16 protein-coding genes are annotated in these 19,422 nt (G+C 71.2%); 12 read left to right on the forward strand and 4 right to left on the reverse strand.

Translation table 11 applies throughout. The features are described from left to right. Positions 1–624 (reverse strand): TetR/AcrR family transcriptional regulator, encoded by a 624-nt coding sequence (locus tag VFV21_RS05170; RefSeq protein ID WP_034211126.1) that lies wholly within the window; start codon positions 622–624, stop codon positions 1–3. A gap of 232 nt (positions 625–856) precedes the next feature. On the opposite strand from VFV21_RS05170, the gene ndk reads away from it, so the two are divergent. The 9 genes from ndk (at position 857) to glp (ending at position 9,400) form a co-directional block, all read left to right on the forward strand. Further along, the gene (gene ndk / locus VFV21_RS05175; protein ID WP_034211133.1) at positions 857–1,282 is read left to right on the forward strand and encodes a nucleoside-diphosphate kinase; all 426 of its coding nucleotides are present in this window, start codon (positions 857–859) and stop codon (positions 1,280–1,282) included. A 23-nt stretch (positions 1,283–1,305) separates the two neighbouring features. After that, on the forward strand, positions 1,306–2,487 hold the full coding sequence (gene rlmN, locus VFV21_RS05180) for a 23S rRNA (adenine(2503)-C(2))-methyltransferase RlmN (RefSeq protein ID WP_052575168.1): 1,182 nt from the start codon (positions 1,306–1,308) through the stop codon (positions 2,485–2,487). Beyond that, positions 2,477–3,268 (forward strand): type IV pilus biogenesis/stability protein PilW, encoded by a 792-nt coding sequence (gene pilW, locus VFV21_RS05185; protein WP_329668417.1) that lies wholly within the window; start codon positions 2,477–2,479, stop codon positions 3,266–3,268. The genes rlmN and pilW overlap by 11 nt, the downstream gene beginning before the upstream one ends. Further along, a complete protein-coding gene (locus VFV21_RS05190; RefSeq protein WP_329668418.1) occupies positions 3,265–4,227 on the forward strand; it encodes a RodZ domain-containing protein in 963 nt (320 codons plus the stop codon). The genes pilW and VFV21_RS05190 overlap by 4 nt, the downstream gene beginning before the upstream one ends. Before the next feature lie 69 nt (positions 4,228–4,296). After that, on the forward strand, positions 4,297–4,941 hold the full coding sequence (locus tag VFV21_RS05195) for a YfgM family protein (RefSeq protein WP_329668419.1): 645 nt from the start codon (positions 4,297–4,299) through the stop codon (positions 4,939–4,941). A gap of 4 nt (positions 4,942–4,945) precedes the next feature. Beyond that, the gene (gene bamB, locus VFV21_RS05200) at positions 4,946–6,166 is read left to right on the forward strand and encodes an outer membrane protein assembly factor BamB (protein WP_034211137.1); all 1,221 of its coding nucleotides are present in this window, start codon (positions 4,946–4,948) and stop codon (positions 6,164–6,166) included. Between the two features lie 29 nt (positions 6,167–6,195). Continuing rightward, a complete protein-coding gene (gene der / locus VFV21_RS05205; RefSeq protein ID WP_034211139.1) occupies positions 6,196–7,593 on the forward strand; it encodes a ribosome biogenesis GTPase Der in 1,398 nt (465 codons plus the stop codon). After that, positions 7,590–8,165, forward strand: coding sequence for a molybdenum cofactor guanylyltransferase (locus VFV21_RS05210; RefSeq protein ID WP_034211141.1), 576 nt, complete (start codon positions 7,590–7,592; stop codon positions 8,163–8,165). The genes der and VFV21_RS05210 overlap by 4 nt, the downstream gene beginning before the upstream one ends. Then, complete coding sequence (gene glp / locus VFV21_RS05215) at positions 8,162–9,400, forward strand: gephyrin-like molybdotransferase Glp (protein WP_329668420.1); 1,239 nt, start codon at positions 8,162–8,164, stop codon at positions 9,398–9,400. The genes VFV21_RS05210 and glp overlap by 4 nt, the downstream gene beginning before the upstream one ends. On the opposite strand, the gene VFV21_RS05220 is transcribed toward glp, so the two are convergent. After that, the gene (locus VFV21_RS05220) at positions 9,397–11,970 is read right to left on the reverse strand and encodes a cation-translocating P-type ATPase (RefSeq protein WP_329668421.1); all 2,574 of its coding nucleotides are present in this window, start codon (positions 11,968–11,970) and stop codon (positions 9,397–9,399) included. The genes glp and VFV21_RS05220 overlap by 4 nt on opposite strands. A 124-nt stretch (positions 11,971–12,094) precedes the next feature. On the opposite strand from VFV21_RS05220, the gene moeB reads away from it, so the two are divergent. Together moeB and VFV21_RS05230 are read left to right on the forward strand one after the other, a co-directional pair. After that, positions 12,095–13,249 (forward strand): molybdopterin-synthase adenylyltransferase MoeB, encoded by a 1,155-nt coding sequence (gene moeB / locus VFV21_RS05225; RefSeq protein ID WP_329668422.1) that lies wholly within the window; start codon positions 12,095–12,097, stop codon positions 13,247–13,249. Further along, on the forward strand, positions 13,246–14,046 hold the full coding sequence (locus tag VFV21_RS05230; protein WP_329668423.1) for a hypothetical protein: 801 nt from the start codon (positions 13,246–13,248) through the stop codon (positions 14,044–14,046). Before moeB ends, VFV21_RS05230 begins: the two co-directional genes overlap by 4 nt. On the opposite strand, the gene VFV21_RS05235 is transcribed toward VFV21_RS05230, so the two are convergent. Then, a complete protein-coding gene (locus VFV21_RS05235; protein ID WP_034211147.1) occupies positions 14,047–14,595 on the reverse strand; it encodes a DUF2058 domain-containing protein in 549 nt (182 codons plus the stop codon). 111 nt (positions 14,596–14,706) lie between these two features. Here VFV21_RS05235 and VFV21_RS05240 point away from each other — a divergent pair, with 111 nt between their 5' ends. Then, entirely contained in the window at positions 14,707–15,456 is a 750-nt protein-coding gene (locus VFV21_RS05240; RefSeq protein ID WP_329668424.1) for a hypothetical protein, read from the forward strand. Positions 15,457–15,599: 143 nt separating this feature from the next. Here the strand turns inward: VFV21_RS05240 and VFV21_RS05245 are convergent, their stop codons facing one another. Further along, on the reverse strand, positions 15,600–19,370 hold the full coding sequence (locus VFV21_RS05245; protein ID WP_329668425.1) for an endonuclease/exonuclease/phosphatase family protein: 3,771 nt from the start codon (positions 19,368–19,370) through the stop codon (positions 15,600–15,602). Between the last annotated feature and the right edge of the window lie 52 nt (positions 19,371–19,422).

The raw sequence follows: 19,422 nt of genomic DNA on the forward strand, positions 1-19,422 counted from the left end.
TCAGCCGGCGGCGCGCAGGCCGGCGGCGGCGAAGCGGATCAGGGCCTGGGCGGCCTTCTCGCAGTGGGCCTTCTCGGACACGCCGGTCGGCCGCTTGATCAGGCCGAAATCGGCCATGGCGTAGGTGAGCGCGCCGGCGGTGAAGTCCAGGCGCCAGTACAGGTCCTCCTTGGCCAGGGCCGGCACGGCCTGGCCGATGGCCTTTGCGAACTCGCGCAGCACGTGGCCGTAGTTGTCGGAGAGGAACTTGCGCAGGCGGTCGTTCTTCTCCGCGAAGGCCCGGGCCAGCACGCGCACGAAGGCCGAGCCGCCGTGGCGGTCGATGGTCAGGGCCAGCGGCGGCTCGATGAAGGCGGCCAGGATGGCCTCGAGATCGCCGGGCTTTTCCTCCTGGGCCCGGCGCAGCTGGGCCAGGCGGCGCTCGCTCATTTCGTCCATGCGGCGGCGGAAGACCTCGTTGACCAGGTTCTCCTTGCTGCCGAAGTGGTAATTGACCGCGGCGATGTTGACGTCGGCCCGGCTGGTCACCTGGCGCAGCGAGGTGCCGGCGAAGCCGTGCTGGGCGAAGAGCTCCTCGGCCGCGCCGAGGATGCGTTCCTTGGTGTTGAAGTGGGTCGTGGTCATGGCCTGCCAGCGCTCGATTCAAACGGTTGTTGGCGAGTGTACGCCGGTCGGCGCCGCCGTCAAATGCCTGATTGAATCAAGCGGCTGGCCGAACCTTGGCCCCGGGGCAGGGCAAGGCCGGGTGACCGAGCCTCGGGAAGTTTGCAAGGATTGCCGCTAAACCCTCGCCGGGACGGGGAATTGTGTTAAATTTGCGGGCCCCACAACCCCTAAGAACCCACGGAGTTTCACCATGGCGCTGGAGCGCACCATTTCCATCATCAAGCCCGACGCGGTCGCCAAGAACGTGATCGGCGAGATCTACTCCCGCTTCGAGAAGGCCGGCCTGAAGGTCGTCGCCGCCAAGATGAAGCACCTCTCCCGCAAGGAAGCCGAAGGTTTCTACGCCGTGCACCGCGAGCGCCCGTTCTTCAACGCGCTGGTCGAGTTCATGATCTCCGGCCCGGTGATGATCCAGGTGCTGGAAGGCGAGAACGCCGTGCAGAAGAACCGCGACCTGATGGGCGCCACCAACCCGAAGGAAGCCGCGGCCGGCACCATCCGCGCCGATTTCGCGCAGTCGATCGACGCCAACGCCGTGCACGGTTCGGACAGCCTGGAGAACGCCGCGATCGAAACCGCGTACTTCTTCGCCGCTACCGAGCTCTGCCCGCGCTGAGCGATGCCGACGTGACCGAGGCCATGGACAAGCTGATCCCCTCGCTGACCAACCCGGAAGGGCAGGCCGGCGCGCGGGTCAACCTGTTCGACCTCGATCGCGAGGGCCTGGAGCGCTTCTTCGCCGAGACCCTCGGCGAGAAGCGCTTCCGCGCCCACCAGATCATGAAGTGGATGTACCACCAGCACGTCACCGACTTCGGCCAGATGACCGACGTCGGCAAGGCGCTGCGGTCCCGGCTCGAGCAGCACTGCGAGATCCGCCCGCCCAACGTGGTGCTCGACCAGGGCTCCAGCGACGGCACCCACAAGTGGCTGCTGGGCATGGACACCTCGAACTCGATCGAGACCGTGTTCATCCCCGACAAGGGCCGCGGCACGCTGTGCGTGTCCAGCCAGGTCGGCTGCGGCCTGAACTGCCAGTTCTGCTCCACCGCCACCCAGGGCTTCAACCGCAACCTGTCCACCGCCGAGATCATCGGCCAGGTGTGGACGGCCTCGAAGCACCTCGGCAACAAGACCCACCACCAGCGCAAGCTCACCAACGTCGTCATGATGGGCATGGGCGAGCCGCTGCTGAACTTCGACAACGTCGTGCGCGCCATGAGCCTGATGCGCGACGACTACGGCTTCGGCCTGGCCAACAAGCGCGTCACCCTGTCCACCGCCGGCCTGGTGCCGATGATCGACAAGCTCTCCGAGGTCAGCGACGTGTCGCTGGCGGTGTCGCTGCACGCGCCGGACGACGACCTGCGCACCCAGCTGGTGCCGCTGAACAAGAAGTACCCGATCGCCGAGCTGCTCGACGCCTGCGTGCGCTACGCGCTGCGCAAGCCGCGCACCTCGATCACCTTCGAATACACGATGATGAAGGGCGTCAACGACCAGCCCGCGCACGCCCGCGCGCTCGCCCAGCTGATGCGCAAGTTCGACGCGCGCGTGCAGCGCGAGGACGCCGCCAAGGTCAACCTGATCCCGTTCAACCCCTTCACCGGCACCCGCTTCGAGCGCTCCGAGGAGGCCGACATCCGCGCCTTCCAGAAGATCCTGCTCGACCAGAAGGTGCTGACCATGGTCCGGCGCACCCGCGGCGACGACATCGATGCCGCCTGCGGCCAGCTCAAGGGCCAGGTGATGGACAAGACCCGCCGCCAGTCCGAATTCAAGCGCAAGCTCGAACAACAGGGAGTGTCCGATGCCGCGTGACGCCGTTCGCAACAGCCTGCTCGCCTTCGCCCTCGCGCTCGCCGCCGGCTGCGCCGCCACCGGCGGCCCCAGCGCCGCCACCAGCGGCGGCAGCTCGCCGGGCTCGCAGGCGGCGATGAGCAACAAGGGCATCGCCAACCTCAACCTGGCCCAGAACTACCTCGCCGCCGGCAAGCTCGAATACGCGCTCGACCGCGCCAACCGCGCCCTGCGCAGCGATCCCAATTCCGCCGACGTGCAGGTCGTGCTCGGCCTGATCCGCGAGCGCCTCGGCGACAGCGCCCGCGCCGGCGAGCACTTCGAGCGCGCCGGAAAGCTCGATCCCGAGTCCGGCCACGTGCTCAACGTCTACGGCGCCTGGCTGTGCGAGAAGGGCCGCGCCGCCGAGGCCGAAGCGGTGTTCACGCGCGCGGTCAAGGATCCGTTCTACAAGGCGCGCGACCAGGCCTATTTCAACGCCGGCAAGTGCGCCATGGGCGCCGGCCAGCTCGAGGCGGCCGAGAAGCACCTGCGCCAGGGCATCGAGGTCGCGCCCGAGAGCCCCGCGCTGCTGGGCCAGATGGCCGAGCTGCAGTTCCGCCGCGGCAATTTCATGTCCGCGCGCGCCTTCTACCAGCGGCGCGAGTCGCTGGGCGCGGTGACGCCCGAGCTGCTCGACCTGGCCGTGCGGATCGAGCAGGGCGCCGGCGACGCCGCCGCGGCCGGCCGCTACCGCCAGCGCCTGCAGCAGCAATTCCCCGACTTCACGCCGTCCGACAACCAAGGTTCGCTCCAGCCATGACCCAAGACGTCACGCAGGAAGCCCTGTTCCAGGATCCGATCGGCCTTCGCCTGAGGCAGGCGCGGGTGTCGCAGTCACTCTCGATCGCCGAGGTGGGCCAGCAGCTCAAGCTGCCGGTGGCCATCGTCGAGGCGATGGAGCGCGACGACTGGGCCCGGCTGGGCGCTCCGGTTTACGTCCGCAGCTACCTTGGCAGCTACCTGCGCCTGGTCGGACTGCCGGAGTCGCTGGCGGAGCAGGCCGCGCAGTCCAAGCCGACGCCGCAGCTGGTGCCGATGGGATCGCGCTCGCGCATGCGCCGCGTGCTCGACCAGTCGCTGCGCAACGCCGTCTACCTGCTGATGACCGCCGTGCTGGTGGTCCCGGTGGTGCTGGTGGCCCGCCACTACCAGAACACCCCGGCTCCGGAGCAGCTCACGCTCGACTCGGCCCCGGCCCCGCTGCCCGAGACGCCGGTCGCCGCGCCGGCGATGCCGGAGGCCGCCGCGCCCGGCGCTGAAATTGCCGATGCGGCTCCCGCGGATGCGGGACTTGCCGAGGCAACGCTGGCGGCCCAGGGCCCAGCCGATGCCGGCACGACCCCCGGCGGCGAACTCGCGTCGACGCCGGCCCCGGCGGTGACGCAGGCAACGCCCGCCAACGGCCCCGACCCGGTGATGGCCTCCATGGCCCCGGCCTTCAAGCGCGAGGAGCAGGCCGGCCTGCAGCTGGCGTTCCGTGAAGAGAGCTGGGTCGAAGTGCTCGATGCCCAGGGTCGCCGCGTCGAGCGCGGCCTGGTCGCGGGCGGCGACGTGCGCCGTTACGCCGCCGGACAGGTGGCGCGCATTACGCTCGGCAACGCCGATGCGGTCGAGGTCAGTTTCGCCGGCAAGCCGGTGGACATGACGCCTTATCGCGCGGCGGACGTCGCCCGCTTTACGGTATCCTCTACCGGCCAACCCGCTCCCCCGGGCAACTGACCGCGGCCCCGCCGCCGGTTTCCCGATCACCCCCGCCGGCGCCGCTGCGCCGGCCAGAAGAAGCCTTCCATGGACCAGATCGACGAATACGAACAGGGCGAACGCGTTCGCGCCTGGCTGCGAAACAACGGCTCCTCCCTGATCGGCGGCGTGGCCCTGGGCCTGGCCTGCCTCGGCGGCTGGCAGTGGTGGCAGGGCCAGCAGGCCAACGAGAAAGTGCAGGCCGCGGTCGAATTCCGCGCCTTCAACCAGGCCCTCGAGGCCGACGAAGCGGCCAAGGCCGAGGCGCACGCCACGGTGCTGGCGCAGGAACACCCCGAATCCATTTACCCGGCCCTGGTCGCGTTGAAGCAGGCCGAGCGCCTGCACGGCGAAGGCAAGGACGCCGAGGCGATCGCCGCCCTCGACGCGCTCGACACCGCCAAGCTCGACCCGATGCTGGCCGAGCTGGCGCAGCTGCGCGCCGCGCGCCTGCTGCTGGCCAGCGGCAAGCCCGAGGAAGCGCTCAAGCGCCTGTCCGCGGAATCCGCCTTCCCCTCGGTTGCCGCCGAGATCCGCGGCGACGCCGAGATGGCCCTCGGCCGTCGCGATGCCGCCCGTTCCGCCTACGAGCAGGCCCTGGCCACCCTCGACCTCGCCGCCCCGACGCGTTCCATCGTCGAGATGAAACTCACCGATGCCGGCGGTTCGCCGGCGGCCCAGCCGGAGTCCTGACCGCATGCTGCTTCGCACCCTGCTCATCGCCCTGATCCTGACGCTGTCCACCGGCTGCGCGACGGTCAAGAACTGGTTCGGCTCCAGCAAGAACAAGGCCATCGAGCCGGCCGAACTGGTCGAGATCGCCAACCCGATCGACGTCGACGCGGCGTGGTCGCGCAACCTCGGCGACGGCCAGGAAAAGCTCGGCCTGCGCCAGCGCCCCGCGATCGAAGGCGAGCGCATCTTCGTCGCCAACGACGAAGGCCGCGTGCTGGCGCTGGACGTCAACAGCGGCGACACGATCTGGGATTCCGAGGCGGTCAAGACCGGCAAGGAAGGCAGCCGCGTGTTCTTCTGGCGCCGTGAAAAGATCGATGCCGGCCTGTCCGGCAGCCCGGGCGTCGGCAACGGCATGGTCGTGATCGGCGGCCGCAACGGCGAAGTGATCGCCTTCGACGCCGACGGCGGCGCCGAGCGCTGGCGCACGAAGGTCACCTCCGAGGTCACCGCGACGCCGCTGGTCACCGACGGCCTGGTCATCGTGCGCAGCGGCGACGGCCGCACCTTCGGCCTCGATGCCGGCGACGGCAGCCGCAAGTGGGTGTTCGACCGTGGCCTGCCGGGCCTGGGCATCCGCGGCAACGGCTCGCCCGTGGCCGGCGACGGCCTGGTCTACCTCGGCTACGACGACGGCAGCGTCATCGCCCTGCGCCTCGCCGACGGCCAGCGCGCCTGGGAGCAGCTGGTCGCCGAGCCCGAGGGCCGCAACGACCTCGAGCGCATGTCCGACGTGGACGGCGAAATCCAGCTCGGCCTCGGCACCCTGTACGCCTCGAGCTACAAGGGCCAGACCATGGCCATCGACACCAACAGCGGCCGTCCGCTCTGGAACCGCGACGCCGGTGGCTACGGCGGCATCGCGCTGCTCGCCGACCGCCTGCTGCTGGCCGATGGCGCCGGCACCGTCTGGGCGCTCGACCGCAACAGCGGCACGGCGATCTGGAAGCAGGACGTCCTCGCGCGCCGCCAGCTGACCACGCCCGCCATCCACGGCGAGTACGCCGTGTTCGGCGATGTCGAGGGCTACGTGCACTGGATCCGGACCGCCGACGGTACCGTCGCCGGCCGCAGCCGCATCGAGCGCGCGCCGATCCTCGGCACCCCGCAGGTCGCCGCCAACGGCATGCTGGTCGTGCTGACCAACGAAGGCAAGCTGTCCGCCTTCCCGCAACCGAACTGATCGGCCGCGCCCACCGGGAGAGATCCATCGTGTTGCCATTGGTCGCTCTCGTCGGCCGGCCGAACGTCGGCAAGTCCACCATCTTCAATGCGCTCACGCGCAGCCGCGACGCGCTCGTCCATGACGAGCCCGGCGTCACGCGTGACCGCAACTACGGCATCTGCCGCCTAGACGAGGACCATCCGTTCGCGCTTTGCGACACAGGCGGCATGTCGGGCGACGAAGAGGGCCTGGCCGGCGCAACCGCGCGCCAGGCCCGGTCGGCCGTAGGCGAGGCCGACCTCGTGCTGTTCGTCGTCGATGGCCGCGAAGGCCCGTCGGCGCTGGACGAGAACATCCTGCACTGGCTGCGCAAGAGCGGCCGGCGCTTCTTCCTGGTCGTCAACAAGACCGATGGGCTGGAAGAACAGGCGGTGCTGGGCGAGTTCGCACGCTTCGGCGTCGACCGCGTCATCCCGGTCTCGGCCGCGCACCAGCGCGGCATCGACGACCTGCTCGAGCAGGTGATCCCCGAACTGCCGGCCGAGCGTGACGTCGAGATCGTCCCCGACGAGCCCGGCCGCATCCGCATCGCCTTCCTCGGCCGCCCGAACGTCGGCAAGTCCACCCTGGTGAACCGCCTGCTGGGCGAGGAGCGCATGATCGCCTCCGACGTGCCCGGCACCACCCGCGATTCGATCGCGGTGGACATGGAGCGCGACGGGCGGCCTTACAAGCTGATCGACACCGCCGGCCTGCGCCGCCGCGCCAAGGTCGAGGAGGCGGTCGAGAAGTTCAGCGTCTTCAAGACCCTGCAGGCGATCGAGAACTGCCAGGTCGCCGTGGTGATGCTCGACGCCGGCGAAGGCGTGACCGAACAGGACGCCACCGTGCTGGGCCACGTGCTCAACTCCGGCCGCGCCCTGGTCATCGCCGTCAACAAGTGGGACGGCCAGGACAAGTACACCCGCGAGCAGGCCGTCTCGATGCTCGAGCGCAAGCTCTCGTTCTGCGAGTGGGCCGAGCGCGTGACCATCTCGGCCAAGCACGGCACCGGCCTGAAGGAACTCTTCAAGGCCATCCACCGGGCCCACGCCTCGGCGACGCACGAGTTCAGCACCGCCGAGACGACCAAGGCCCTGCAGGTGGCGGTGGAAAGCTTCCCGCCGCCGGTGGTGCGCGGGCACGTGGCCAAGATGAAGTTCGCCCATCCCGGCGGCGCCAACCCGCCCACGTTCATAGTCCACGGCAACCGCCTGACGTCGCTGACCGAAAGCTACCGGCGCTACCTCGAGAACTTCTTCCGCAAGCGCTTCAAGCTGGTCGGCACGCCGATCAAGTTCGTCTTCAAGGAAGGCGACAACCCCTACGAGGGCAAGAAGAACGTCCTCACCGATCGCCAGGTCAAGGCCAAGCGCCGCCTGATGAAGCACGTCAAGGGCCGGTGATCGACCGCGACGCGATCACGCTCGGCATCCTGGCCGGCGGACGCGGGCAGCGGTTGGGCGGGCGCGACAAGGCCTGGGTGCGGCACCGCGGCGCGCCCCTGGTCGAGAACATCCTGATGGCGTTTCCCGGGGCGTTCGCCGAGCGCCTCGTCAGTGTGCGCGCCGACGATCCGCGCTTCGCCGCGCGGGGACTGCGCGCGGTGCTGGACCGGCGCGAGGATTTCGCCGGTCCGCTGGCCGGCATCGAGGCCCTGGCCGCCGCCTGCGGCACGCCCTGGCTGATGACCGTGCCGGTGGACCTGGACCGGCTGCCGGATGGCCTTGCCGACGACCTGGCCTCCTCGGCCGACGGCGACGGCGTGGTGGTCACGGATGCGGACGGCCTGCAGCCGCTGCTCGGCTTGTGGCGCACGGACGCGCTGCGCGAACACGCCGGCGCGATGCTCGACGCGGGAGAATCCGCCGCACGCCGGCTCGTGGCGCGCCTGCGCGTGTCGCGCCTCGACCTCGCGCCGCACCGGCTCCAGAACCTCAACACCCCGCACGATTTCCCCGAAGGCTACGACCCGTGACCGATCCGTTCCCGACCCGCATCGCCTTCGACGACGCCCTGGCCATCCTCGCCCGGGTCGCCGCCGATCGCCGCCTCGAGAGCGTGCGCCAGCCGCTGTCGCGCGCCCACGGCGCCGTGCTCGCCGCCGATCTCGTCGCCGGCCTGCCGCTCCCCGGCTTCGACAATTCCGCGATGGACGGCTACGCGCTGCGCGCCGCCGAGATCAACGCCGCCGGTGCGGCGGGCCTGCGCCTGGCCGGCGAGCAGTTCGCGGGCCCCAGCCACGGCCTGGTGCTCGGGGCCGGGGAGTGCACGCGCATCACCACGGGGGCGCCGATGCCCGCGGGTGCCGACGCGGTGCTGATCAAGGAGGATGCGCGCGAAGCCGACGGCCGCGTGGTCGCCACGACGACGGTCGCGCCCGGCGCGCACGTGCGCCGCGCGGGCGAGGATGTCGCGGTCGGCGACCGCGTGCTGCAGGCGGGCGACGTGCTCACGCCCGCCCGGCTGAGCCTGGCCGCCGCGCTCGGCCACGACGGCCTCGAGGTGCATCGCCGGCCCACCGTCGCCGTGTTCACCACCGGCGACGAACTGCGCCCGCCCGGCCAGCCGCTGGCGCCGGGCGAGATCCACGACAGCAACCGCGTGCTGCTGCAAACCCTGCTGATGGCCGAAGGCCTGGAGCCGGTGGCGTGGCCGGTGCTGCCCGATGATCCGGAGCGCATGCGCATCGCGCTGCGCGACGCGGCATTCTCGTTCGACCTGGTGATCACCTGCGGCGGCGTCTCGGCCGGCGAGAAGGACCACCTGCCGGCGCTGCTGCGCGAGCAGGGCGAGGTGTATTTCTGGAAAGTGCGGATGAAGCCCGGCATGCCGGTGCTGTTCGGCCGGCTGGGCGAGGCGCTGGTGCTTGGGCTGCCGGGCAACCCGGTGTCGGTGCTCGCCACCTTTCTCACGCTGGGGCGCGGCCTGCTCGATGCGCTGCAGGGACGCACCGCGCCGCGCGCGCCGCTGCGCGCGGAGCTGCTGACGCCGATCGCCAAGCCGCATGCGCGCCTCGAGTTCATGCGCGGCAACCTGTCGTGCAGCGACGCCGGCCAGCTGCAGGTGCGGCCGAATCCCGCCGTGGCTTCGCACCGCCTGCGCGGCGCCGCCGACGCCAATGCGCTGATCCGGCTGCCCGAGGGCGCGGCCGACTATGCCGCGGGTGACCGCGTCGACGTGCTGGCCTTCGGCGGGCTCGGCGGCCTCTAGCCCGCGCGCGCCGCGGGTGCGTGGCCGATCGCGGCGCGAACCCACGGGAACGCTTTCCCGAATTCCAGCAGCGCGCCGCCGAGCCCACCGGCGGCGATCGCCAGCATCGCGTCCCCGGCGTGCGGCAGCCCGAAGCCGAACAGCGCGCGCAGCGCCGGCACCGCCAGGCAAACCAGCACCACGCCCGAGGCCACGCCGGTGATCGCCCAGAACGCCGTGCGCCGTTGCGCCGCCGGCAGGAAGGCGCTGCGCCGGCTGGCGTTGCTGCGCACCAGCATCAGGTTGCCGGCGGTCAGCGCCAGGAAGGCCAGCGTCCGCGCGGTCTCCGCGCCGTCGCCACTGCGCAGCGCGAACACGTAAACGCCCAGGCACGCCGCCAGCAGCGCCAGCCCCTGCGCCAGCCCGACCCACAGCTGGCGCGCGCCGACCAGCGGCTCCGACAGCGGCCGCGGCGCCTGCCGCATCGCGTCCGCTTCCGCCGGCTCGTTCTCGAAAGCCACCGAGCACATCGGGTCGATGATCATCTCCACCAGCACCACGTGCGGCGGCAGCAGCAACGGCGGCAGGCCGAGCAGCAGCGGCAGCATCGCCAGGCCCGCGATCGGGATGTGGATGGCGACGATGTAGAGCATCACCTTGCGCAGGTTGTCGAAGATGCGCCGGCCCACGGCCACCGCCGCGACGATGCCGCCGAAGTCCTCGTCCAGCAGCACCATCGCCGCCGCCTCGCGGGCGACGTCGCTGCCGCGCTGGCCCATGGCGATGCCGATGTGCGCGGCCTTGAGTGCGGGCGCGTCGTTGACGCCGTCGCCGGTCATCGCCACCACGTCGCCGCGGGCCTTGAAGGCCTCGACCAGGCGCAGCTTCTGCTCCGGCCGGATGCGCGCGAACACGTGCGTGCGCCCGAGCGCGGCGCGCAGGGCCGCGTCGTCGAGCGCGTCGAGCTCGGTGCCGGTGAGGGCGCCGGCGCCGGTGTCGATGCCGGCCTGGCGCGCGATCGCGCAGGCGGTAGCCGGGAAATCGCCGGTGATCATGTTCACCGCCATGCCGGCGCGCCGCGCCTCGGCGATCGCGGCGGGCACCGAGGGCCGCAGCGGATCCTCGAACGCGACCAGCCCCAGCCAGCGGAAGTCGACGTCGTGCGGGTCGTCCGGCAGCGCCTCGCCGCGGTGGTCACCCGCCGCCACGGCCAGCACGCGCAAACCGTCGGCGGCCAGTGCCGCCACGCGCGCAATCCAGCGGGCCTTGTCGTTTTCCGGCAGGTGGCACAGGTCGGCGACGGCTTCCGGCGCGCCCTTGCTGGCGAAGGCGTGGTGGCCGGCCGGCGTGCGCCACGCCTGCGACATCGCCAGCAGGTAGGGCGTGAGGCCGTAGTGGCGTCCCAGCGACCAGTCGGCATGCCGGGGGTCGCGCCCCTCGAGCGAGGCCAGCGCCAGTTCGCCGACCGCACGGTCCATCGGGTCGAAGCTCTGCGGCCGAGTGGCCAGGAAGGCATGCTCCAGCAATTCGCGCTGCGCCGCGTCCATCGCGCCCGGCGAGTCGTCCGCGGTGAACACCTCGCCGCCGGCGTCCAGGCAGCGGATGCGCATCCGGTTCTCGGTGAGCGTGCCGGTCTTGTCCACGCACAGCACCGTGGCTGCGCCCAGCGTCTCGATCACCGCCGAACGTCGCGCCAGTACGTTCACCTTCGCCAGCCTCCACGCACCGATGGCGAAGAACACCGTCAGCACCAGCGGGAATTCCTCCGGCAGCAGGCCCATCGCCAGCGCGATCGAGCCGAGCAGACCCTCCACCCATTCGCCGCGCACCAGCCCGTGGAAGAGCAGCATCGCCAGGCTCACGACCGCGGCGAACAGGCCGAACAGCCGCACCAGCCGGCGCGTGTTCAGCTGCAGCCGCGTCGCCTCGGTCTCGATCACCGCCAGCGAGCGGCCAATGCGGCCCGCCCGCGTGGCGAGCCCGGTCGCGGATACGAGCACGCGGCCGTCGCCCGCCGTGGCCAGCGTGCCGGAATACGCGAAGGGCAGGTCGTCGCCGCCCGGGTCGGCGGCGTCGGGATCCCCGGCACGCGCGGCGCGCTTGCCGACCGGCACGCTCTCTCCGGTGAGCAGCGACTCGTCCACCGTCAGCCCGCGGCAGGCCTGCAGCACGCCATCGGCGGCGATGCGCTCGCCTTCCTCCACCAGCAGCAGGTCGCCCGGCACCACCTCGGGCCCGGGGATGCGCCGCGCCTCGCCGCCGCGCAGCACGGTGGCCACCGGCGTGCCCAGGGCCTGCAGCGCCTGCAGCGCGCGCTCGCCCCGTCGCTCCTGCATCACCACCAGGCCGATGGTGAGCACGGCGAACGCACCCAGCAGCAAGCCTTCGCCCAGGTCGCCCAGCAGCACGTAGCTGGCGGCGGCCAGCACCAGCAGCAGGAACATCGGCTCGGTCAGCACTTCGCGGACGATGCGCGCCAAGCTGCGCGGCTTCGGCGCGGGCAGCGCGTTCGGGCCGAACGCCGCGAGGCGGCGCACCGCCTCGGCGGGGTCGAGGCCGCCGGCAGGCGTGGGGGACAGCGGGTCGGTCATCGAAACGCGCTCCGTCCGCAGCGACATCCGCAGCATGCCTGATTGCACCATGCCCGCCGGCCGCCGCCGTTGACCGCGGTCAAGCGCCTGCCGGCCGGCGGGGCAGGGCGCTAGACTGGCGGGCATGGACGAGATCGAGGAAATCGGGCCCGCCGAGGCCCTGCGCCGGCAGCAGGCCGGCGCCCGCCTGGTGGACGTGCGCGAGCCCGGCGAGCACGCCCTGGGCCTGCCGCGCGAGGCGCTGGCGGTGCCGCGCGCCGCGCTCGAGGCCGCGCCGGCGCAGTGGTTGCCCGAGCCCGCTGCCGAAGTGCTGCTGATCTGCGCCGGCGGCATGCGCTCGCTGGCGGCGGCCAGGGCGCTGCGCGCGCGCGGCTACACGCGGCTGGCCTCCGTGGCCGGCGGCTTCGAGCAGTGGCGGCGCGACGGCTTGCCGGAGATGTCCGGTGCCGACGAGGACGCGGATTTCCTGGAGCGCTACTCGCGCCACCTGCGACTGCCGCAGGTGGGGCTCGAAGGCCAGCGCAAACTGGCGGCGTCGCGCGTGTTGATGGTGGGCGCGGGCGGCCTCGGTTCGCCGGCGGCGTTCTATCTCGCCGCGGCGGGCGTCGGCCGGCTGGTGCTGGCCGACGACGACGTGGTGGACCGCAGCAACCTGCAGCGGCAGATCCTGCACACCGAGGCGCGCATCGGCGTGCCAAAGGTGGATTCGGCGCGCGAGGCGCTGCGCGCGCTGAATCCGCGCGTCGGCATCGAGACGCACCGCGTGCGCGTCACCGCCGACAACGTCGAGTCGCTGGTGCGCGACGTCGACGTGGTGGTGGACGGCGCCGACAACTTCGCCGCGCGCTACCTGCTGTCCGACGCCTGCGTGCAGCTGGGCAAGCCGTTGGTCTACGGCGCCGTGCACCGCTTCGAAGGGCAGGTCAGCGTGTTCGACGCCGGCCGCCAGCGGGGCAGGGCGCCCTGCTATCGCTGCCTGTTCCCCGAACCGCCGGCGGCCGAGGATGCGCCGAACTGCGCCGAGGCCGGCGTGCTGGGCGTGCTGCCCGGCATCATCGGCCTGCTGCAGGCCACCGAGGCGATCAAGCTGCTGTTGGGTTTGGGCGAGCCGCTGACGGGGCGGCTGCTGCACTTCGACGCGCTGCGCATGCGCTTCCGGGAAACGCGACTGTCCGCCGATCCCGAGTGTGCGACCTGCGCGCCGGGCCGTGCATTTGCCGGCTACGAAGCCGTGTCGATGGCCTGTGCCGTCGACGTCGTTCAGGAAAAAAGCACGTGACCGGGCCCGACCCGCTGGCCGAGGCGCGCAGGCAGCGTGGGAACGCGCTTGAAACGTTCAATCAGCTGGTGGATGGCTGGGACGAGGCGCTGTCTGTCCAGCGCGTCCAGGGCCTGCATGGCCACACTTTTCGAATGTGCGATGAGTATTGCGAGTCAGTGCTGCTGCTTGGCCAGGGCAGTTGGCGGCTGGATGGTGACCTTGCGGCGGCGCGCGATTGGTTCCGGCGGGTGGGTGCCGTCGACGGCGTGCGCGGGGAGGCGTTGCGCGCGCTGGCGGGCGACGCCTCCCAGCGGCAGATGTGGGCGGGCTTGCTGAGCGCCTTGGTGTTGCGACTGCTCGACGGAGACGCCGACAACACCCGGGCGTGGTGCGCGACGCTGGATGAATCCGCGTTCTGGCCACCCGAGGCCCTGAACGTCAACCAGCGTCCCCACGCGGCGCTGACGAGGGCCATGGTTCGCCTGCTGTCGGGCCGTGAACCGGCGGACCTGGCGCTCCCATCCCTGCGGGCCACGAACCTGCGCCAGGACGATACGGCGGGCCTGGCCTGCCTGCTGGGGGCTGTGGCAAACGGGCGATTTGACGAGGTCCCGGCCAGGCTCCAAGCCCGGGCCGCACACTTCCGGGAACGGGCACGCTCGCGCGAAACCGCGATCAACGCCTGGGGCTGGGGAAAGCCGGCCCAAGCGATGGTCTTTGATGCCTGGGGCACCGGGATCGCCCGCATCGGGAGCTGGAAGGGAATGCCGCCGCCGCCGGACACGCCGGAGCACCCGAGGGTGTTCCTGGCCTGATCACCAGACCAGGTCGTCGGGCACCTTGAACTGCGCGTAGTAGGCGTCGTCCTCGTCGCTGGCAGCGGGCGCGTCGCTGGGCTGGCCGTGGTCGAGCACGATGAGGTCGGGCGCGCGCTCGCGCACCTGGTCGCCGGCGCGGCGGGGCAGCAGCTCGTAGCGCTCGCCCAGGCGCGCGACCACGATCGCGCCGGAGGCCAGCTGCTTGCGCTGCTCGGCGTCGATCAGCAGGGTGCGGATGGCGCCGTCGGCGGTGAAGCGATACTCACTGTCGCCGGCGCGCGGCAGCTTCTTGTCCTGGATGATCTGGCGGGCCTGCGCCAGCAGCTCGCTGGCGCGGGCCCTGGCCTTTTGTTCCGCCGCCAAAGCGCGGTCGCGCTCGACCTTCTCGAGTCGGGCGCGTTCGGCCTCGCGCTGGATTTCCGCCGATTCCGCCGGGCCCTTGCCGTGCCGGGCCTTTTCCTGGGCGCGGGCGGCTTCGGCGACCTTGGACTTCTTGGCCAGGCCGGCCTTGAGCAATTGTTCCTGGAGCGGGTTGGGCTTGGCCATGGGGCAGGCCTTTGAAGGACGAGGGGCCATGATACCGTCAGCGCCATCGTGCCGCGTTCGCGGCATCCCGCGAAACGCCGCCCCACGCGGCAGGCACGGAGGATCCAAGCGTTGATCGGTTTTTCCTGGCTGGGCCTCCTGCTGGCGACGAACGTCGCCGCGTCCGACATCGCGCCGGCGGCGCGCCCCGCGGCACCGCATCCGGACTGCATGGACGCCCGCGCCGTCACCGAGGCCCGGCATCTCGACGAACGCGTCGTCCTGCTGCGCACCCCCACCGGCGCCCATCGCATCACGTTGGCGGAGGCCTGCCCTCGTGCGGATGGCGCAGCGCTGCTGGCCATCGCCCCGCACGGCTGGGTCTGCGGCACCGGCCGCGAGTGGCTGCGTGTCGGCGACAGGGACTGCGCGATCGGCGGCGTGCAGCCGCTCGACGCGCGCGGCTGGGCGCTGGCCCTGCGCGAGGACGCCCACAAGAACCCGACGCCGACCCTGGCCACCGTGGTGGTGGACGGCAAGTCCCAGCCCAAGCGCCGCTTCGCGCCCTCGCCGGAGTACTGCGTGGATCCGCGCCGCGTCCGCGGGTGGCACACCCTCGACGGCGACATCGTGGTCACCACCCAGCCGCGGCGCGGTTCGCGCGAGCGGGCCAGCTATCGCCTCGAACTTACCGGCGCGTGCCCGGAAGCCGAGTACTCGACCCAACTGAGCTTCGTCTCCGGCGTCGGCATCGGCTGGATTTGCGGCAATCCGGGCGACCGGGTCATCCTCTCCGAGTCCCTCGGCGGCATGGCCGGCAGCGATATCAGCGCCGTGCTGTCCAGGCGCGGCTGCGAGATCGTGGCGGTGTATCCGGATTAAGGTTTCTTCCGGGGCATGACCCGGGCTCCGGACTTGGCCCGGTTGGCGGACGACGCCGGGCCGCATCCCGGGTCCGGGATCCAGTGGCCAAAAAAGAAGCGCGGCCTGGGCCGCGCTTCCGGGGGTTGCGATGGCGCCAAGGGTCAGCCGCGGCCGGACTGGCCCGGGATCGTGGCCGGCGCGCCCTCGACCTGCAGCGTGCGGGTGGCGCTGTTGTTCACCGGCAACGGGTCGCTGGTGGTGGTGGAGCCCACCGTGGCGCGGTAGGTCAGCGTGGGCTGGCCCTGCACGTTCGGCGCCGTGACGTTGAGGGTGAAGTTGACGCGGGCGCCGCTGGCGAGGCTGCCGGTGGCGGTGCACACGGTGTTGAAATTGCCGTTGCCCAGCGAGCCGGCCACGCAGTTCCAGCCGGCCGGCGGGAGCACCGAGGCGCTGCCCGGGCCCACGTTGCCGGTGAAGGTCACCGTCGGCTGGCTGCTGGCGTTCGGGCCGCCGTTGCGGACCTGCACCACCGTGGTCGTGATGTAGCCAGCGGGCACGCTGCCCACCGGGCCGCCGATCAGGCGCAGGCCCAGGTCGGCGAACGGCAGCGCGGCCTCGACCGCCACGCTGGCGGTGGCCGAATCGTCGGCGGCGTTGCGGTCGTTGGTTTGCGACAGCACGGCCGCGTCCATCTGCAGGGTGCTCGGCGACGCCTGCAGCGGCACCGTCACGGCGGCGCTGAAGCTGGCCTGCGCACCGACGGCCAGGGACGACGTCGTGCAGCTGACGCTGGTGGTGCCGCCCGCCTGCACCGGCGTGCCGCAGCTCCAGCCGACCGGCTCGCTGACCGTCACCGACACCAGCGCGTCGAACACCAGCGCGACGCTGGGCGCGATGGCTTCGTTCGGGCCGTCGTTGTCGACGGTGGCAGTGAACGTGGCGATGCCGCCGCCCGCGACGGAGGCCGGCGTGGCGCCGGCGGTGATGGACAGGTCGGCGGTGCGGAAGTCCTGGACACCGATGGCCAGCCGCACCGGATCATGGTCGGAGGTGCGCAGGGCGATGCCGGCCACGCCGTAGTGGTGCACGCCGAAGTCGGCGTTGATGCGGGCGTGGTCGACCGACAGGCTGCCCGTGTCCATCACCAGCGCTTCGTTGACGATCACGTGGTCGAGCGTCTGCGCGTTGCCGGCGAAGACGTACGAGTAGCGCTCGGCGGCCTCCGTGATCAGTTCGGAGCCGTCGATGAGCGGGGCGGTGACCGGGCTGGCCGTGAAGGTCAGCACTTCGGCTTCGGGCGCTTCGTCGCCGCGGATGATGCCCATGACGTCGGCGTAGCCGTCGCTGAACTCGAAGGCGTTGAAGTCACCGAGCAGGACGATGTGCTCATCCGGATTGGCCTGCTGGCGCGCTTCCACCAGGTTGGCCAGGTAGAGCGCCTGCTGCGCGCGCTTGTTCCGCACGCGATCGCTTTCCGTCGGCCAGCCATTGCTTCCGGCCGTCGAGTCGTCGATGCCGTTGAGCGAGCGCAGGTGGTTCACGAACACCGTGACCGGGTAGGTGGCCCCGTTGTCCTGGTTGACGACGGCGCGCAGCATCAGCGGCGGGCGGTCGTTGAGCAGGCTGGTGGACGCATCCGGGTTGGTGAACAGGGTGTCCTTGCCGTACTGCACGACCTCGACCACGTCCACGCGGTTCACCGATCCCAGGCTGCGCGTGCTGACCAGGAAGCCGACGTTGATGCCGCCCGGGTCATTGCCCTGCACGAGGTAGGGCACGTACTGCGGCGCGCGGGCGCAGGTGGCGTTGATGCGGTCGGCGAGCAGGCCGAGCACGCGCAGGTTCTCGACTTCCACCACGCCCAGGATGTCGGGCGCCTTGACGTAGTCGCAGATGGCCAGCGAGGTCTTGGTGAGGCGCTTGTCCAGCGCGGCGACCTGCAGGGTCGGGGCGCCGTTGCTGTCGTTGATTTCGTCGAAGAAGCGAAGCAGGTTGAAGGCGCCGATGGTAACGTCTTCATACGCGGCATCGGCCACCGGGGTGCCTGCCTTGCCGCCGTTCACCGTGGGCGGCGAGCCGGCATCCGGCAGCAGCGCCCAGGTTCCGGAGAAGTAGTCGAGCACGCCCACCAGGTTCGAGACCTGCGCCTCGGCGTCGAGCGCGATGGCGGTGGCGCCGACCTGGCCACGGCTGCGCACCATCAGGCGTTCCTGGTTGGTGTCGAAGCGCGGCGGCGTCTTGCCGCCCGGGATCGGGAACACGTCCAGCACGCCGATGCCGGCCTCGCGGAACGGACGGTCCACGCCGGGCACCACGACGTGGAAGACGCCGGTGGTGGTGGAAGTCGCGGGGCCTTCGCTGATGTTGCCGTCGGAGGCAGCGACCACCAGGCCATTGGCCACGCTCACGCGCATGCCTTCGTACTTCTCGGCGGTGCCGGGCAGGGCGGTCGGGCCGAAGTCCGTGCTGGTCAGCGCGACCGGGGTGGGCAGGGCATTGCCGGACGACAGCACCTGGATGGACGCGACCTGCGTGAGTTGGGTGATCGAGAGCTGGTTGAGGTTGGTGGTCGGCGTGAATTCCGCGACCGTGCCGGTGACGCGCACGCGGTTGCCGACCGCGGCCGAGGCGGGCGGCGCGGTGTTGGTGAAGACGAAGATGCCCTCGGACGTCGCCGGATTGAGGTCGGTCTCGGCATCCGCCGTCTGCAGGAAGAAGCCGTTGTTGAACTTCTGCGCGGTGACCACGCCGACGGTGGTGACCGTGCTGCCGGTGAGCGGCGAGTCGAGGCCCGCGCCCTGGATTTCGGCGATCGGCACGATGGTGAAGTCATCGTTCTGGATCGTGCCCACGCCGATGCCATCGGCCACCACGGCGCCGACGACGTTGAAGACGGTGACGATGAAGGTTTCATCGGCTTCGGGACGCGTGTCGCCGACCACGGGCACCACGAAGCTGATGGCGGACTGCCCCTCGGGGATCACGCCGCTCCAGGTCTGCTCCCCGAAATCGTAGTCGGGGTCGCTACCATCGCCGAAGGGCGTGGCGGTGCCGCCCGTGGCGGTGGCTTCCCAGCTGACGCCGCCGGGGCCGGCCGGTGCACTCAGCTGAAGCAGCACCCCGGCGGAGAAGCTGGTGCCCGGGCCGTCGCCCTCGGGGGCCGCGGCATCCAACATCGTCAGTACCGGCAGGCCGCTGCCGCCGCCGACCGTGACCGAGACGTCGTCGATGGCCAGGCCGTCGTCGGCGCTGGTGGCGTCGGCGTCGTTCCAGCGCAGGCAGAACGTGCTGCCGTTGGCGATGGCCAGGCTGCCGACGGTCGCGGACAGCGCCGTGCGGTTGCCGGCAGCGTTGCCGTCCTTGGCGCCCGTGGTGGCCGTGTTGGGCGTGATGAAGTCGAGTGCATTGACGTCCACCCAGGTGCCGGTGGTCAGCGAGGTGGCGTCGAGGCTGTACTGGAAGTCGATCTGGTCGGTGCGGGCCGCCGTGCCCAGGCGCCACTGTTCACCGGTGTAGGCGACATCGAAGGACGCCAGCGTCGAACCGGTGCTGTTGCTGAAGCAGGCGCCGTAGCTGGCGACCAGGGTGCCGCTGCGCAGGCTGCCGAGCGCGCGTTCTGTACTGCCCGCGGCGCCATAGCTGAAGATGTCGCCGGTGTTGCTGGCGCCGGTGTCGACGGCGTACTGCTCGTTGTCGCGAGCGCCGCCGCCGGTTTCGCTGATCAGCCAGCCCGTGGGCAGCGTGCTGTTGGTGGTGCTGCCGGCGGTGTTGGCCAGCGTGTCGAAATCCTGGGTGTAGGTACCGCCCGTAAGCGGGATGGCCTGGGCCAGTGCGTGGGTGCCGAAGCCGCATAGCAGCAGGACGGGCAAGGCGCGGCGGATCGAAACCGACATGAAGCGCGCCGCGACAGTGCGGCCGGCGTTACGAAGCATGGTTTTCCCCTGGGTCTGTTGAACGGCCACCTCGGCGGCGGCGCGCCCGATT

Origin of the sequence: Arenimonas sp. (genome assembly GCF_036275555.1) — a bacterium.
Lineage (GTDB): Bacteria > Pseudomonadota > Gammaproteobacteria > Xanthomonadales > Xanthomonadaceae > Arenimonas.